Genomic DNA, 16541 nt, shown 5'->3' with positions numbered 1-16541 from the left:
TGCGGCCCCGGACGCGAACCATCGGACCGTGTGAAATTTAACTTTGCGATTATGAATATAAACACTTTGACCATCAAGGCGCAGGAGGCGTTGCAGGCAGCGCTCAACCTTGCGCGGGAGCGCGGACAGCAGGCTGTCGAGCCGCTCCATCTGCTCGCGGTGCTGATCCGCGAGGACGATTCGCTGGCCACGTTCCTGCTGGGACGCGTCGGCGTGAACGTGCGCGGACTGCGCGACGAAACCCAGCGCGCCGTCGGCTCCCTGCCGCGGGTCGAGGGCGGCGGCGAGCAGTTCTTTGCGCAGGAAACCTCGAAGGTGATCCAGCGCGCCGTGGACTTCACCAAGAACTTCGGCGACAAATATGCTTCGGTCGAACACCTTCTGCTGGGGCTCGTGGCCGAACGCGGACAGGCGGCCGACATCCTCAAGCGCAGCGGCGCCACCGAGAAGGAGCTTCTCGAAGCGATCCGTATCTTCCGCAAGGGTGCGACGGTCGATTCGCAGACCTCCGAACAGCAGTTCGACGCGCTGGGCAAGTACGCCGTCAACCTCAACGAACAGGCCCGTTCGGGCAAGCTCGACCCGGTGATCGGCCGCGACGAGGAGATCCGGCGCGTGTTGCAGATTCTCTCGCGCCGCACCAAGAACAACCCGATTCTGGTCGGCGAAGCCGGCGTGGGCAAGACTGCCATCGCCGAGGGCATCGCCCACCGTATCGTGGACGGCGACGTGCCCGAAAACCTGAAATCGAAGGTGATCTACTCGCTCGACATGGGCGCCCTTATCGCGGGCGCCAAGTATCAGGGCGAGTTCGAGGAGCGGCTCAAGGCCGTCGTGCAGGAGGTCGTCGCCAGCGAAGGCGAAATACTGCTGTTCATCGACGAGATCCACACCCTCGTCGGCGCCGGCAAGTCGTCGGGCGCGATGGACGCCGCCAATATCCTCAAACCCGCGCTTGCGCGCGGCGACCTGCGGACCATCGGCGCCACGACGCTCGACGAGTATCAGAAATACTTCGAGCAGGACAAGGCCCTCGAACGCCGTTTCCAGAAGGTGATGGTCGACGAGCCGACGCAGGAAGACGCCATTTCGATCCTCCGCGGACTGAAAGACCGTTACGAGAACCACCATCAGGTCCGCATCAAGGACGAGGCGATCGTCGCCGCCGTCGAACTTTCGACGCGCTACATCACCTCGCGTTTCCTGCCCGACAAGGCGATCGACCTCGTGGACGAGGCGGCTTCGCGCCTGCGTCTGGAGATGAACTCCGTGCCTGAGGAGATCGACACCCTCGACCGGCGTGTGCGCCAGCTCGAAATCGAGCGCGAGGCGATCCGCCGCGAGAAGGACAGGGAGCGTGTGGAGCAGCTCACCAAGGAGATCGAGGAACTGAAGTCCAGAGACGCCGAGATGCGTGCCAAATGGCAGGGCCAGCGCGATCTGCTGAAGAGGATTCAGGAGAACAAGGACCGGATCGAGCAGCTGAAGATCGAGGCCCAGCAGGCCGAGCGGCAGGGCGACTACGGCAAGGTGGCCGAAATCCGCTACGGCAAGATTCAGGAGGCCGAAAAGGAGATCGCCGCCTTTCAGGAGGAGTACAAGCTGGCGTCGGCCAACGGCTCGATGATCAAGGAAGAGGTCGATGCGCAGGACGTCGCCGAGGTGGTGTCGCGCTGGACGGGTATCCCCGTGACGCGCATGCTGGCTTCCGAACGCGAGAAACTGCTGCACATGGAGGACGAGCTGCACCGGCGCGTCATCGGTCAGGAGCAGGCCATCGCCGCCATTTCCGACGCCGTGCGCCGTTCGCGCGCCGGGTTGAACGACCCCCGCAAGCCGATCGGCTCGTTCATCTTCCTCGGCACCACGGGCGTCGGCAAGACCGAGCTGGCCAAAGCGCTGGCCGAGTTCCTCTTCAACGACGACTCGATGATGACGCGTATCGACATGAGCGAGTATCAGGAGCGCCACAGCGTGTCGCGTCTGGTGGGAGCGCCTCCGGGATACGTCGGTTACGACGAGGGCGGCCAGCTCACCGAAGCCGTGCGCCGCAAGCCCTATTCGGTCGTGCTGCTCGACGAGATCGAGAAAGCGCACCCCGACGTCTTCAACATTCTCCTGCAGGTGCTCGACGACGGCCGTCTGACCGACAATAAGGGCCGCACGGTGGACTTCCGCAATACGATCATCATCATGACTTCGAACATGGGATCGCATATCATTCAGGAGAATTTCGCGGCGGCGTTCAGCGGCGAGAAGCTCGCGCCCGAAGTGGTCGAGAAGACCCGGATGGACGTCATCGACCTTTTGAAACAGCAGCTGAAGCCCGAATTCCTGAACCGTATCGACGAGATCGTGATGTTCGAGCCGCTGACGCGCCGGGATATCGAGCGCATCGTGGACATCCAGCTGGGCGCCGTGCGCCGGATGCTGGCCGAGACCGGCATCCGCCTCGAATACAGCGACAAGGCGCGCGAATGGATCGCCGCCGCCGGCTACGACCCGCTCTACGGCGCGCGTCCGGTCAAACGTACGATCCAGCGTTACATCGTCAACGAACTCTCGAAACGGATTCTGGCCGGCGACGTCAACCGCGAAAAACCGATCAAGATCGGCGCCGACGACAAGGGCCTGACCTTCGCCAACTGAGAGCGGCCGCAAGACCGCCGGAGCGGGGTCTCGGATGCGCCGCTTCCTGAAAACGAAATGGTTCCGGATTTTTCCGGAACCATTTTTTATTGCCGCCCGCGTTCGGAGCACTCCTCTTTCGGCCCTGCGGGAGACGTTCCGCCTACTTTACGAACCTGCTGAAGAATTTCCACAGCTCCTCGCCCGTGTCGATGTCCTGCTCGCCCCACGCGTGTTTGCCGCCGACGATTTCGTAAAGCCACACCTCGCTTCCCCCAGCGCCGCCCGTGAAGCGGTGCGCGATCACCGTGCGGCCGCCGGGGGCCTTTGCCGGCAGCGTGTCGGTCTGCATGACGGTGCAGCGGTTCTTCGCCGCCCAGTAATGTACGGCCAGCGGCACGGGCAGATAAGCTCCCCAGCCGCCTTTGTTCTGCGGATCGCCCAGCCATGCCGAGGTCTTGTCCTCCGTGCCGTGGATTTCGAAGAGCGGAACCGGCGCCGTACTCCGGTCCGCTTTGTAGAGCCAGTCGAGCATCAGTCCCGAAACCGGCGCCACGGCGGCGAACAGGCGGGGACGCTGCGCCGCCAGCTGGTAACACATCTCTCCGCCGTTCGACATGCCCGTGCAGAAGACGTTGTGCCGGCTCAGTCCGTGCTTTTTCTGCAAATGGCGCACCAGCTCGGTCAGGAACCGCACGTCGTCGACGGTCATGTCGGCCTGAAAGGGGTATCCCACGTTCCAGCAGCTCTTGCCGCGTCCGTCTTTCGCGCCCTGCGGGTAGCAGACGGCGAAACCGTGGCGGTCGGCCGTGGCGTTCATGGCGAAACGGTCGGGATTGTTGTTGCCGCCGTAGCCGTGCAGGACGACGACCAGCGGGGCGTTCTCCGGCAGGCCGGCGGGCAGGTGCAGTTTGTAGGTGCGCTCCATGCCGCCCGAACGCAGGATGTAATCCGGGGTCTCCGGCGCCACGGACTGCGCCCGGCAGATGCTTGCCGCGAAGAGCAGAAGGGCCGTAAGAAGAAAACCCTTTGCCGCGGCGGATTTCAGCAGGTGTCTCATTTTCAGCAGTATTCGATTTACAGACCCTTGCGGGCGATGCGCCATGCCAGACTGTTGTATAGCCCGATCAGCGGAGCGCGCCAGCTGCGGGGCAGGGCGTTGAGGACGCGGACCTTGCGCAGCGTGCGGCGGTAGGTCTTGGTGTAGCCGAAAAACTCCGCCGCGCGCGCCGCCTCTTTTGTGCCGCCCTTGGCGCTGATGATGAGCGCTTTGCCCAATGCCGCGCGGGCCACGAATTCGTTGTATTCCTCAGGCGCCGACGGGTCGTAAAGTTCCTCGAACGAATAGCGCGTCCGTTCGGGCGTGTAGCTCGACGCCGAGCGGTTCGATGCGACCTTCGAGTAGTTCGCCAGCGGCTTGGGCGAGAAGCAGACCGCGTAGCGGCGGGCGATCTTGATCCACATATACATGTCGCCGCCGATCTTCATCCCTTCGGGGAATCCGCCCACCGCCTCGAAGACCGCGCGCGGTACTGCGCTGGCCGACGGGATCGAGATGTACCGGTGCGCCGAGTCGCGGAAGAAGTTGGCGACCACACCGCGTTCCGAAGGGGTGCGGGCCGGGAAACGCCCGTCGTGGCTGACGATGTTGAAGGCCGTCGAGTAGACCCCGCAGCCCGGAAACTCCGCGATCATCGCGGCGATCTCCTCCAGAAATCCCGGCTCCCACGTGTCGTCGGCGTCCAGCAGGGCGATGTAGTCGCCCGTCGATTCGGCGATGGCGCGGTTGCGGGCCGCGCATTCGCCGGCGTTGGGCTGCGTGACGAGTTTCACGAGCGGCGAGCGGATGCCGCGCACGATTTCTGCGCTGCGGTCCGTCGAACCGTCGTCCACGACGACGATCTCTGCCGGGGGCAGCGTCTGGGCTAGCACCGAACGCAGGGTGTCGCCGATTTCGCGTTCCTTGTTGTAGAGGGGTATGATGACCGAGATGGTTGCGGATGCCATTTTTAGCGGTTTGATTTATTGCGAAGATACCGATCTTTTGCTACATTTGCAAATAATTAACGGGTGCGCGGCACTCTTCAGGCGACCTTCCGGGCTGAAACCGGCCGGCCCTATGCGCGCGGAGTCCCTCCCGCCGCTCCCGTTCCGCTCTTCCCGTTCCGGACGGGAATTAACGAATAACGCACTATGACCGCAGCCGAGAAACTCATCGCTTTCATCCGCAACTCGTTCGACACGGCGTTGTATTTCGCCGTGATGGCAGTCAAGGAGAATTTCCGCAACTACGTCGGGCGTGCCGGAACGGTCGGCCGGCCGGCGCAGTCGATGGTGATTCTGGGCAACGGCCCCTCGCTGGCCGGTGACCTGCCGCGGCTGATCGAACGCCGCGAATACGAAACCGAAGATTTCCTTGCTGTCAATTTTTTCGCCGAAGACGACCGCTTCGAGGTCGTGAAGCCGAAGTATTACGTCCTTTCCGACCCGATGTTCTTCCGTGACAGCGCATGCCGCGACCGCGTCCGGGCGCTTTACGCGACGCTCGCCCGCAAGGTTGCGTGGCCGATGAACCTCTACGTGCAGTACTATAACCCCGAAGGCTTCGACTACCGCGCCGCGCTGCCCAATTCCAATATCCGCATCGTCCGCTTCCATACCCAGATGTACCGCGGTTTCAGAAGTCTCGAATTTTGGCTTTTCCGCCGCGGGCTGGGAAGCGCCAATTTCGGAACGGTGGTGCAGGTCGGCGAATACGTCGCTCTGCTGCTGGGGTATAAGCGGATCGAGCTTTACGGCGTGGACCATACGCTGTTGGACGGACTCTGCGTGGACGATGGGAACCGGCTCTGCCGCATCGACCGCCACTATTACGACGGAGCGGAAGCCGCCGCGCCGCAGCCTATTTACAAGAAGGTTCCCCATGTGCCCTATACGATGGCGGACTATCTGGCCGAAGTCGCCGAACTGTTCCGCGGCCACGAAGTCCTGCGCGACTATGCCGCCGCGCTCGGTGCGCGGATCGTCAACCGCACCCGCGGTTCGATGATCGACGCCTACGAACGGAACCCGGAGTGAGCTGCCCGATGAAAACGAAAAAGGAGGAATCGAAATTTCTCCTTCTTCGTATCGCCTGATGTGCCGGTAGATGCGCCGGAATTTATTTGGGCAGGTTGCGGCTTGCGGCGATGATCTCGGCCATCGTGAAATCCTCCGGATAGTCGATGTCCAGCCCCTCGATGCGGTCCACTACCGCCATGTAGGGCCTGTCGCCGATCCTGCGGTGCCGCCCGGTCCACAAGGCCCGCGGGAAGATGAAGAACGCGCTGGTTTCGATATACACCGGCTCGATGGTCTGCGTGCGGGGGATGTTTTCGGGCGAATAGTTGAGCGGCCGCCCCTCGTACCATGCGAACGTCTGTATCTTTTCGGCGCTGAATGCCGAGTCGTATTCGCCCGAAACCACTTTCCGGAGCGCATCCGCGACGGTCTCGGCGCGGATAAAGGGCGACGTGGCGTGCGCCAGCACATAGAGGTCGGCTTCGACCTCGGCGGTGAAGCTGTCGTAAATCTCCCGTCCCAGCGTCGTGTCGCGGTCCAGCTCCTCGCTGCGGCGCAGGAACCGCACCCCTTCGGGCAGGAATTCGCGGATCCGCTCGTCGCTGCAATAGACGTAAACCTCGTCGATTCCTTCGACCTCGGTCAGCGTTCGGAGTATGTGGCACATGAGCGGCGACCCGCTCAGCGGACGCAGGTTCTTGCCGCTGACGCGCTGGCTGTTGAGCCGTATGGGGACGAATGCTGCTGTTTTCATAATTCGGTTTTATATCGGGGCCTGCCCGCCTTGCGGCGGAAACCCGTTTAGGTTCACTGTACCAGTAAGTTGCATCCTCTGATGTCGCTGTGGTCGATGCGCCCCTCGACGACGAACGCTCCGCGGGCATCGACCCGGCCCACGTCCTGCGTCTGGATGAACGCGCACGACCACCAGTTCGCCAGATCGGCGATGTTCAGCCCTCCGCGCGTTCCCGCGGGCTGCGGATCGAACGGATCGTTCACGTCGCGGGTCGTGACGCGCATCCACGGCGGACAGCGGAAGAGGTTGCCGCCCTGCGAATAGGCCTGCGAAGTCAGCTCGGCCATGCCGTATTCGGAGTGTATCGCGCCGACGCCGAATGCGCCGCACAGGATTTTGTGGAACTCCTCCTTGGGAATCTCTTCGCGGTAACCCTTCATGCCGCCCGTCTCCATTATGACCGTATTTTCGAGCTTCGGGGCGTAACGCTCCGCCAGATCCCACAGTGCATAGCTTACGCCCAGCAGGATTTTGGGCTTCGGATCGGCCTGCATGGCCGTCAGCAGCGCGTCGTAGTCGTCCAAGTAGAAGCCGCCCGAACCGCAGTCGGCGATCAGCCGGTCGGCCATGTAGACCAGCGACGACCCCTTGCGGCGCAGGTAATTGGGCAGCAAGGCATAGAGGCTCCACTGCCCCGGTTCGCCGTAGAACGTGCGGAATGCTGCGCGGAACGTCCGTTCGTAAAGCGCCAGCGAGCGCATCGGGTGGCGCGACGGCGTCATGCCCGTTGTTGCCGACGAGGTGAAGACCGCCTCCGGCTCCGTGCCGCCGCAGTAGACGTCGTGGGTCTTGAAGATTTCGATCGGCAGGAACGGAATTTCGCGGGCCGCTCGCACCTCTTCGGGCTGCACTCCGGCTAGCGCGAGATACTCGCGATAGGGCGGGCATTCGGCCGCCTGCCGCCTGAATACCTCCAGTGCGGCGGCTTCGAACGCCGCGTCGTCCGTGATCCCGAATATGTCGTCCTGCGTAATCATTTCATTGCAAAGGTAAATATATTTCGAAATTCGGCAAAATCCCTTTTCTGCGGACGGAATAAGTCCGGCAGGGCGGTTCCCTGCGTAGCGCTTCCGAAAGTCTGTCCCCCGCGTCGTTCCCGAAAGCCCGTTCCCGAAAGCCCGTCCCTGAAAGCTCGTTCCCGCAGGTGCATGCCTGCAGGTCCGCTTCCGCAGGTGTGTGAAAGGCCGCCGCCTCTCTGCCGCTTGCGTCGGTCATGAAATAAAAATCCACAATCGGACTCCCTTCCGGGACCCCGATTATGGATCGGATATAGTCGCTTCGCGCGGTGTCGGAACCGCTCCGCCGCTACTTCTTGTTGGTTTTGGGCGCCAGCATCATGTTCATCTTCTTGCCGTCGAGCTTGGGCATCATCTCCACTTTGGCGACCTCTTCGAGGTCGGTGGCGAAGCGGAGCAGCAGGATTTCGCCCTGCTCCTTGAAGACGATCGAACGGCCGCGGAAGAAGACGTACGCCTTGACCTTGCACCCCTCCTTCAGGAAGTTGGTGGCGTGCTTGAGCTTGAAGTTGTAGTCGTGGTCGTCGGTCTGCGGACCGAAGCGGATCTCCTTGATCACGACTTTCACCTGATTGGCTTTCAGCTCCTTGGCCTTTTTCTTCTGCTGGTAGAGGAATTTCTGGTAATCGGCGATGCGGCATACGGGCGGCTCGGCCTTGGGCGAGATCTCGATCAGGTCGAGTTCCATGCTGTCGGCGAGCTTCAGCGCTTCGCGTATGGGTAAAACCAGCGGTTGTTCGACGTTGTCGCCCACGACGCGCACTTCGGGAGCCGTTATCTGCTCGTTGATGCGGTGCGGATTCTCCTTTTCGGGCGGGCGGCGCCCGTACCGGTTGTTGGTGCCGGCTGCCGGTTTCGGCCGGTTATTCCCGGGGTTGAATGGCCTCGGCGGGAATGGTTTCGGTGCTGCGATAATCGTAAAGTATTAAAGTGGTTAATTACTTTTGTTTTTCATTGTCCGGCTGCCGGGGCGTGACCTGCGGCGTGCCGTAAACCCCGCCGTCCGGAATTTCCCCCGAAAGGGGAAGTCCCGGATGCGGACCGGAGTCGTTATTTCTTTTCCATTTTGTTAGCCTCGATCTCCTCCTTCACCATTCCGGCGATGAAGTCGCGGAAGCCTTCGAGCGTCATCTGACCCTTGTCGCCTTCGCCCTGCGCGCGTACCGACACGAGTCCTTCGGCCTCCTCCTTCTCGCCGACGATCAGCAGGTAGGGGATGCGCTTGAGTTCGTTGTCGCGGATCTTGCGGCCGATTTTCTCGTTGCGGTCGTCCACCTCGGTCCTCACGTCGCTGCGGTTGAGGTACTCCGCGACCTGCAGGGCGTAGTCGTTGAACTTCTCCGAAATGGGGAGCACCACGACCTGCTGGGGCGAGAGCCACAACGGGAACTTGCCGCCCGTATGCTCCAGCAGTACGGCCACGAAACGCTCCATCGAGCCGAACGGCGCGCGGTGAATCATGATCGGGCGGTGCAGTTTGTCGTCCGCGCCCTTGTACGTCAGGTCGAACCGCTCCGGCAGGTTGTAGTCCACCTGAATGGTTCCCAGTTGCCACTTGCGGCCGATGGCGTCCTTGACCATGAAGTCGAGCTTGGGACCGTAGAACGCGGCTTCGCCATACTCCACGACCGTATTGAGTCCCTTCTCCTCGGCGGCCTGCATGATGGCGCTTTCGGCCTTCTCCCAGTTTTCGTCCGAGCCGATGTACTTCTCCTTGTTGTTGGGGTCGCGCAGCGAAATCTGTGCCGTATAGTTGTCGAACTTCAGCGTCTTGAAGATGTAGAGCACGATGTCGATCACCCGCTCGAACTCTTCGAGCAGCTGGTCGGGGCGTACGAACAGGTGGGCGTCGTCCTGCGTGAATCCGCGGACGCGGGTCAGTCCGTGCAGTTCGCCCGACTGCTCGTAGCGGTACACGGTGCCGAATTCCGCCAGCCGGACGGGCAGCTCCTTGTACGAACGCGGCTTCGAACGGTAAATCTCGCAGTGGTGCGGGCAGTTCATCGGCTTCAGGAGATACTCCTCGCCCTCGATCGGGGTGTGAATCGGCTGGAACGAATCCTTGCCGTACTTGGCGTAGTGTCCCGAAGTCACGTACAGCTCCTTGTTGCCGATATGCGGGGTGATGACCTGCTGGTAGCCGTACTCCTTCTGCACGTTGCGCAGGAACTGCTCCAGCCGGTCGCGCAGTGCGGCGCCTTTCGGCAGCCACAAGGGCAGACCCTGTCCCACGCGCTGCGAGAAACAGAACAGTTCGAGGTCCTTGCCCAGCTTGCGGTGGTCGCGTTTCTTGGCCTCCTCCATCATCACGAGGTATTCGTCGAGCATCGACTTCTTGGGGAACGAGATGCCGTAGATGCGCGTCAGCATCTTGTTCTTCTCGTTGCCGCGCCAGTAGGCACCTGCCACCGAAGTCAGCTTGAGGGCCTTGATGTAACCCGTGTTGGGGATGTGCGGACCCCGGCAGAGGTCGGTGAACGCACCGTTGGTATAGAATGAGATGGTTCCGTCCTGCAGGTCCGAGATCAGTTCGACCTTGTACTGGTCGCCCTTCTCGGTGAAGGTCTTGAGCGCTTCGGCCTTGGGGACCTCGCGGCGGACGAGCTGCTCCTTGTTGCGGGACAGCTCCTGCATCTTCTGTTCGATCTTCGGAAGGTCGGCCTCGGTGATCGGCGTCGGCGAATCGACGTCGTAGTAGAAGCCGTTTTCGATAGCGGGGCCGATGCCGAACTTGATGCCCGGATAGAGGGCTTCGAGGGCTTCGGCCAGCAGGTGCGACGAGGTGTGCCAGAAGGCGTGCTTGCCCTCTTCGTCGTCCCATTTGTAGAATTTGACCGAGGCGTCCTCCCCGATCGGGCGCGTCATGTCTACCGTCGCGCCGTTTACCGAAGCGGCAAGAGAGTCGGCAGCTAAACGAGGGCTGATACTCTCTGCGATCTGGTAAGCAGTAGTCCCTTCGGCGTATTCTCTGACCGAGCCGTCGGGAAAAGTGATTTTGATCATAAAATATAAATTAAGTTTTCGGGGCCTTCGGCGCTTCCACAATTACGAGACGGAATACGCCTCCGGTTTGCCCGGTTTGCTGTTTCTGTTCTTGCTGCGCCCTGCCCGCAATCTTTGGGCGGATACGGCGGATGTCGTTTGCTCTTCCTCTTGCTCTTGCTCTTGCTCTTGCTCTTCCTCTTCCTCTTCCTCCGGCCCAGATCCCGGTTTTTCGTCGCTCCTGCGCTAATCCTCCTTTTCGGTCTGCGGCAGGTCCTTGACCGAGACGTCGCGGCCGCCCTTCTCGCGTTCGGCGCGTTGCAGCGGGTTGCGGCTCCATTCGGCCCATGCGCGGCGGTGCTCGACGATGTCGATCGCGGCGTAAATCGCCGAGCGCATCGACTGCGGGTCGGCTTTGTCCTGCCCGGCGATGTCGTAGGCCGTGCCGTGGTCGGGCGAGGTGCGGACCTTCGAGAGTCCGGCCGTGAAGTTCACGCCGTCGGGCGAAAGCGTCTTGAACGGCGCCAGCCCCTGATCGTGGTACATGGCCAGTATGCCGTCGTATTTTGCGTATCCTCCGCCTGCGAAAAGCCCGTCGGCGGCAAACGGCCCGAACGCCAGCACGCCCTGATTGAACGCCTCGACGACGGCCGGGCGGATGATCTCCTGCTCCTCGCGTCCCAGCAGTCCTCCGTCCCCGGCATGCGGGTTGAGAGCCATCACGGCGATGCGCGGCTCGACGATGCCGAAGTCCTCTTTCAGCGTGCGGCGGAGCGTATGCAGGTCGCGCACGATCTTCTCCCCGGTGATGCTGCCGCTGATCTCCGACACCGGAATGTGCTTGGTGACCAGCCCCACGCGCAGAATCTCGCTGCACATGATCATCATCGGCTCCCCGCCCAGTTCGGCCCCGATGAATTCGGTATGGCCCGTGAAGTGGAACCCGTCGCCCTGCACGCTCTCCTTGTTGAAGGGGGCTGTGACGATGGCGTCGAGCAGCCCCTCCTTCAGCTCCTGCGTCGCGCGGCGCAGCGCCTCGACGGCGGCGCGCCCGGCCTCGGCCGAAGCTTTGCCCGGTTCGATCTGCTCCGTGTCGCCGCATGCGACGAGGTTCACTTTGCCGCGGCGGGCGTCGCGGGCCGACGTTACGGCGTTGAACTGCACCGGTTCGGTCTGTGCGAGCGTATTTCGGTAATAGGCCGCGGCCTTGGGCGAGCCGTATACGACGGGCGTGAAAAGCTCCGTCATGCGCGGATCGGCCAGCGCCTTGAGGATGACCTCCCAGCCGATGCCGTTCGTGTCGCCCTGCGTGATGCCTATTTTAAGTTTCTGTTCTGACATGGATACAAGTATTTCAATCTACAAAGATACATATTATTCAGAATCTGCAATAGGCCGGATGCAATTAAAATGTTTTTTTGCACTGCGGCGATCCGTAATGTTTTGCGGATGGACTATTTTTTCCTACCTTTGTTTTATGCAGCCTGTTAGGGCTGATGACATATTCGGATTAAAGCGCATCGGCTTTTTTCTTACCGTCGAAAATTGGACACTTTCGCGTAACGTAAGGAACAAAGGTTGATGCTCTCGCTGTTTTCGGCGTGGGCATTTACCGTATTCTACGTTACAGGTCGTCCAATACCTCGATGGTGGATTCGGTGATACTGCCCGCGCTTTTTTCGATAAACCGCCCGAAAGATGGAACCTTGCGCACAAAAGACGACTAAAAAACACAATCCGGAACTGGTCGATACGGTTTTCCGGCTGATGTTCGAAATATTATGGGTGGCTCCCTACGACCGGCGCCGGAGCAATGCGGCGCTTTCGGAGTTCGAACGCCGCGGCCGGGAGACTGCCGTGCTGCTGGCCGCCACCGACTTGCGCTCGGCCTCGCCCGGCGAACTGCAGACGCTCTTGCAGGCCGTCGGCCGGCTCGTGCAGACCATAGGCCGGCTCGAATCGGAGGCGCTTTTCTCCCGCTGGCAGTGTGCCGAAGCGCTGGCGCAGGTGCGGCGGATCGCCGCCATCGTGCAGGAGCATGCCGCCGTTGCCGTGGGCTGAGCCTTTTGCCGGCGCCTGTCTGTTGCGGGGCTTTGTCGGTTTGTTCGCGGTTTGTTATCGGTTTGCCGCCGGGCGGCATGCGCTGAATCGGTTTTGCGTTGCGCCGGACTTGTGTCTAATCTGCCTTGTGCCGACCTGCCTTGTGCCGACCTGCCTTGTGCTGAATCTGCTTTGCGTCGCGCCTGCCTTTGCCGAACCTCCCTTGTGCCGCAGTCGGTTCCCGCGCCGCGGGCCTTGCCGGATGTCGCAAAAAAAATAACTGCCGGGAGCAATCCCGGCAGTCTTTTATTTGTGGTGCGGCGGGCCTATTTCCCGCTTCCCATGCCTGCCCGACGCCGGAATTCCGAGCATACGATGCCCGTGGCCATCGCCACGTTGAGCGACTCCGACCCGCGGCGGTCGGCGGGGTAGGGCGGGATGAAGAGCTTGTGCGTCACGGCGCGCGCCGCGGCCTGCGAGATGCCGCGGCCTTCGTTGCCCATGACGACGACGCCCTCTTCCGTAAGCGTCGTGCCGTAGATATTCTCCCCTTCCAGAAACGTGCCGTAAACGGGCAGCCCGGCGGCTCCCGCGTCGTGCAGAAACGCTCCCAGATCGGTGTAGTGAACCCGCACCCGCAGAATCGCGCCCATCGTGGCCTGCACGACCTTCGGGTTGAAGCAGTCGGCCGAAGCCTCCGAGCAGACGATGTCGGCGATGCCGAACCAGTCGGCCAGCCGGACGATCGTGCCGAGGTTGCCGGGGTTCTGCACGTCGTCGAGCGCCAGCGTCAGCCGCCCCGCGAGCGACCGCATGTCCAGCCCGTAGCGGGGCGTCTCGACGATTGCCAGCGAGTTGGCGGCGGTTTTGAGCAGCGACAGCCGCTCCATGTCGCGCGGGGCGACGGTCTCGACCTCCGGCCCTGCGAACACGCCCTCCAGCGCGAAGATCTTGCGGACCTTCAGGTGCGAGCCGCGCAGTTCGCCGATGAGTTTCTCCCCTTCGGCCACGAACAGTCCGTGTTCCGTGCGTCCGCGTTTGTCGGCCAGCGCGCGGACGAGTTGTATTTCGGCTTTCGTCATCGTTGTTTCTCTATGGTGAAGGTGACGCCTTCGGTGGCCGGATAGGTCTCCGGGAAGATCGCGCGGGCCTCTTCGACCAATATGTTTTCGTTCTTGTAGCGGGACGAATAGTGTCCGATTATCAGCCGCTTGGCTCCGGCCTTTAGGGCGGCTTTGGCCGCGTCGGCGCTTGTCGAGTGGCCCCGCTCCTTGGCCGTTTTCTGTTCGGCGGCGGCGTAGGTCGCCTCGTGGTACATCAGGTCCGCGCCCTTGGCCAGCGTCGCGGCCTTCGCCGAGAAGTTGGTGTCCGAGAGGTAGGCGTACGACCGGGGCGCATAGGGGCGGTAGGTCAGCTCCGCGTTGGGTATGACCTCGCCCGTCGGGAGCGCGATCTCCTCGCCCCGCTTGGCGGCGGTGATCTGCGCGACCGTAAGGCCGTATTTCGCGATCTTGAACTTCTCGACGTTCAGCGGCGGCTCCTTCTCGCGGAAGAGGAATCCCGCCGTCGGCACCCGGTGGCGCAGCGGAATGCTCCACACTTCGAGCGTGCGGTTTTCCAGCAGCAGCGCGTGCTTGGTCGTGTCCACCTCGGTCCAGACCACCGGATAGGGCAGCTCGCTGTCAAAAAACCGCAGGTGGCAGGCCAGTATCTCGCCGAAAGGCGCCGGGGCGAATACCCGCAGCGGGGTTTTGCGCCCGTAGAGCGCCAGCGTCGAGATCAGCGGAAAGAGTCCGAAGACATGGTCGCCGTGCAGGTGCGAGATGAACACGGCGCGCAGTTTCAGCGGGGTGATCCCGCAGCGGATCAGCTGCTGCTGCACTCCCTCGCCCGCATCGACCAGATAGTACTGCTCGTGCACATTGACCGCTTGGGCCGACGGATGGCGGCTCAGAGTGGGCTTGGCGGAGGACGATCCGAGTATGGTGACGCTGAAACTCATGCGGGGTGCCTGTTTTTGTTCGCTCTGCGTGATTCGGTTTACTCTGCGCGGTTCAGGATGAAGCGTTCGCAGTCGATCGCCGCGATGCAGCCCGACGCCGCGGCCGTTATGGCCTGCCGGTAATGCGGGTCGCGCACGTCGCCCGCGGCAAAGACCCCTTCGATATTGGTCTTCGAGGTGCCCGCTTCCGTTTTGATGTACCCTTCCGCGTCGAGCGTCAGCTGGTCGGCGAAAAGCTCCGTATTGGGATGGTGGCCGATGGCGAGGAAGAATCCCGCTATGTCGATCCTGACCTCCTTGCCGTCGTTGCAGCGCAGCAGCGCGCCCGTCACGCCCGATTCGTCGCCCAGCACCTCGGCGGTGTTGTGGTTGAACATCACTTCGATATTGGTGGTGTTGAACACCCGCTCCTGCATGGCCTTCGAAGCGCGCAGGTGGGGCTTGCGCACGATCATGTAGACCTTGCGGCAGATCGAGGCCAGATAGGTGGCCTCCTCGCAGGCCGTGTCGCCGCCGCCGACCACGGCCACGTCCTTCTTGCGGTAGAAGAATCCGTCGCACGTGGCGCACGCGCTGACGCCCATGCCGCGGAATTTCGTTTCCGAAGGCAGGCCGAGGTATTTTGCCGATGCTCCCGTGGCGATGATGAGCGTCTCGGCCTTGATCTGCGTCGTGCCGTCGATCACCACGTGGAACGGACGCGACGAGAGGTCCACGCTCGTCACGGTTCCGATGCGGATGTCGGCTCCGAAGCGTTCGGCCTGACGGCGCATGTCGGCCATCATCTGCTGGCCGCTGACGCCGTCGGGATAGCCCGGAAAATTCTCCACGTCGGTCGTGGTCGTGAGCTGCCCGCCCGGCTCGATACCCTCGTAGAGTACGGGCCGGAGGTTGGCGCGCGAAGTATAGATAGCTGCGGTGTACCCTGCGGGGCCGCTGCCGATAATCAGGCATTTGATCGTTTCTTCCATTGTCGTATGTTTTGTGACGTTGTTATCTGCAAATTTCGGACCTGCACGGCTCCTGCCGGACAGGCTCCTGCATATCCTCCCGGCCGAACTCCGTCAGACGGCGGCCCAGATAGTCGAACAGCGCCCAGCGTCCGCCGTGGCGGACGTGCACGATGCTGACCGCCGGGTCGTAATCGACGATTTCGTATTCGGGCGGGATGACGTAGCCTCCTTCGCGGTCGATCAGTCCCATGCCGGTCCGCGTCTGAACCTCGGCGCGGCCTTCGTGGAAGTCGCCCGCCCAGAGGAACTGCGACGGAATCACCGGGTTGTTGTCCGTATCGACGAATCCGAATCCGCCTTCGTCCTCGACGCATACCAGCCCTTCGAATACGTGGCTCGTCCAGCGGTGCCCGGTCAGCTTCCGCACCGGATTGTAGACCGCTTCGACGTCGTTTACCGACTGCCGGGGCATGGGCGCCTCGGCGATCCGGCGTTTCAGGGCCTCGAACGCCTCCGCATCGGCCCCGCCGTTTTCCGCCGCGCCTATGCGGGCGTCGTAATAACGGATCGGTATGATTCGTCCCCGGTGCCAGCGGAGGTTGCTTTCCCGGAGGTTGTTGTGCGTGAATTCCAGCTCCCGCAGGGCTTCGCGCAGCGTGTCGAGCGCCGCGAGCAGAACCGTTTTGTCCTCCGTGAGCAGCGCCTCGGCGAATTCCCGGCCCGGAAGCTGCTGCAGGACGAGTCCCGTGCGCCGCTCGTTGCCCAGCGCGTCGGTCCAGCGCATTTCCTCCGGCAGAATGCGGAATTGCGTCAGGTGTTCGGTGTTCATGCGCCGCAGGACCGAAGCCGTGCGTTCGATGCGGGGCAGTGCTGCAGGCGTCAGGGGCATGGCGGCGAGCCACCGCTCGCCGCGCCATTCGATTTCGGCTTCGGCGAACCGCGTGGTGCGTACCATGCGCGGCATGCCGTTGCAGTCGGTGACGGCGCGGGCGTCGGAGAGCGTCGCCAGCGACAGGTCGGGCGTCAGCAGCGCACGGGTGAAGTGTTGGATGGTCGCTGTCATG

14 protein-coding genes are annotated in these 16541 nt (G+C 62.3%); 3 read left to right on the top strand and 11 right to left on the bottom strand.

Annotation, left to right across the window (positions count from 1 at the left end; all coding sequences use genetic code 11):
* Nucleotides 1–51: 51 nt before the first annotated feature.
* Entirely contained in the window at nucleotides 52–2649 is a 2598-nt protein-coding gene (gene clpB / locus ALFI_RS05650; RefSeq protein ID WP_014775111.1) for an ATP-dependent chaperone ClpB, read from the top strand.
* Between the two features lie 142 nt (nucleotides 2650–2791).
* On the opposite strand, the gene ALFI_RS05645 is transcribed toward clpB, so the two are convergent.
* Entirely contained in the window at nucleotides 2792–3688 is an 897-nt protein-coding gene (locus tag ALFI_RS05645; RefSeq protein WP_014775110.1) for an extracellular catalytic domain type 1 short-chain-length polyhydroxyalkanoate depolymerase, read from the bottom strand.
* Between the two features lie 17 nt (nucleotides 3689–3705).
* Nucleotides 3706–4635, bottom strand: coding sequence for a glycosyltransferase family 2 protein (locus tag ALFI_RS05640; protein WP_009596739.1), 930 nt, complete (start codon nucleotides 4633–4635; stop codon nucleotides 3706–3708).
* A gap of 186 nt (nucleotides 4636–4821) precedes the next feature.
* Between ALFI_RS05640 and ALFI_RS05635 the strand changes: the two genes are divergently transcribed.
* Nucleotides 4822–5706 (top strand): hypothetical protein, encoded by an 885-nt coding sequence (locus tag ALFI_RS05635; RefSeq protein WP_014775109.1) that lies wholly within the window; start codon nucleotides 4822–4824, stop codon nucleotides 5704–5706.
* Between the two features lie 82 nt (nucleotides 5707–5788).
* Here the strand turns inward: ALFI_RS05635 and ALFI_RS05630 are convergent, their stop codons facing one another.
* The 5 genes from ALFI_RS05630 to pdxA all read right to left on the bottom strand — a co-directional run bounded on the left by ALFI_RS05630 (nucleotide 5789) and on the right by pdxA (nucleotide 11823).
* On the bottom strand, nucleotides 5789–6442 hold the full coding sequence (locus ALFI_RS05630) for an acylneuraminate cytidylyltransferase family protein (RefSeq protein WP_009596761.1): 654 nt from the start codon (nucleotides 6440–6442) through the stop codon (nucleotides 5789–5791).
* 53 nt (nucleotides 6443–6495) lie between these two features.
* Nucleotides 6496–7461, bottom strand: coding sequence for a long-chain-fatty-acid--protein ligase (locus tag ALFI_RS05625; RefSeq protein WP_014775108.1), 966 nt, complete (start codon nucleotides 7459–7461; stop codon nucleotides 6496–6498).
* Nucleotides 7462–7789: 328 nt separating this feature from the next.
* Nucleotides 7790–8413 carry a translation initiation factor IF-3 gene (gene infC / locus ALFI_RS05620; RefSeq protein ID WP_081488085.1) on the bottom strand — a complete coding sequence of 208 codons (624 nt, stop codon included), beginning with the start codon at nucleotides 8411–8413 and terminating at the stop codon, nucleotides 7790–7792.
* Nucleotides 8414–8550: 137 nt separating this feature from the next.
* Nucleotides 8551–10503, bottom strand: coding sequence for a threonine--tRNA ligase (thrS, locus tag ALFI_RS05615; RefSeq protein WP_014775107.1), 1953 nt, complete (start codon nucleotides 10501–10503; stop codon nucleotides 8551–8553).
* Between the two features lie 225 nt (nucleotides 10504–10728).
* Entirely contained in the window at nucleotides 10729–11823 is a 1095-nt protein-coding gene (pdxA, locus tag ALFI_RS05610; RefSeq protein WP_009596720.1) for a 4-hydroxythreonine-4-phosphate dehydrogenase PdxA, read from the bottom strand.
* Nucleotides 11824–12180: 357 nt separating this feature from the next.
* Between pdxA and ALFI_RS05605 the strand changes: the two genes are divergently transcribed.
* Entirely contained in the window at nucleotides 12181–12543 is a 363-nt protein-coding gene (locus ALFI_RS05605; RefSeq protein ID WP_014775106.1) for a hypothetical protein, read from the top strand.
* A gap of 305 nt (nucleotides 12544–12848) precedes the next feature.
* Here ALFI_RS05605 and ALFI_RS05600 read toward each other — a convergent pair whose 3' ends face one another.
* From ALFI_RS05600 to ALFI_RS05585, 4 genes are read right to left on the bottom strand one after another with little or no spacing between them, the layout of a single operon-like run.
* Nucleotides 12849–13604: an RNA methyltransferase gene (locus tag ALFI_RS05600; protein WP_014775105.1), complete on the bottom strand. Its 756-nt coding sequence runs from the start codon at nucleotides 13602–13604 to the stop codon at nucleotides 12849–12851.
* Nucleotides 13601–14524: a ribonuclease Z gene (locus ALFI_RS05595; RefSeq protein WP_014775104.1), complete on the bottom strand. Its 924-nt coding sequence runs from the start codon at nucleotides 14522–14524 to the stop codon at nucleotides 13601–13603. Before ALFI_RS05595 ends, ALFI_RS05600 begins: the two co-directional genes overlap by 4 nt.
* Before the next feature lie 38 nt (nucleotides 14525–14562).
* Nucleotides 14563–15495, bottom strand: coding sequence for a thioredoxin-disulfide reductase (gene trxB, locus ALFI_RS05590; RefSeq protein WP_014775103.1), 933 nt, complete (start codon nucleotides 15493–15495; stop codon nucleotides 14563–14565).
* A 22-nt stretch (nucleotides 15496–15517) separates the two neighbouring features.
* Nucleotides 15518–16540, bottom strand: coding sequence for a WG repeat-containing protein (locus ALFI_RS05585; protein WP_014775102.1), 1023 nt, complete (start codon nucleotides 16538–16540; stop codon nucleotides 15518–15520).
* Nucleotide 16541: the final 1 nt, after the last annotated feature.

The organism is Alistipes finegoldii DSM 17242, assembly GCF_000265365.1.
GTDB classification, from domain to species: domain Bacteria; phylum Bacteroidota; class Bacteroidia; order Bacteroidales; family Rikenellaceae; genus Alistipes; species Alistipes finegoldii.
Note: the sequence above shows the minus strand (reverse complement) of the source record. Positions and strands in the feature narration are given on the sequence as shown.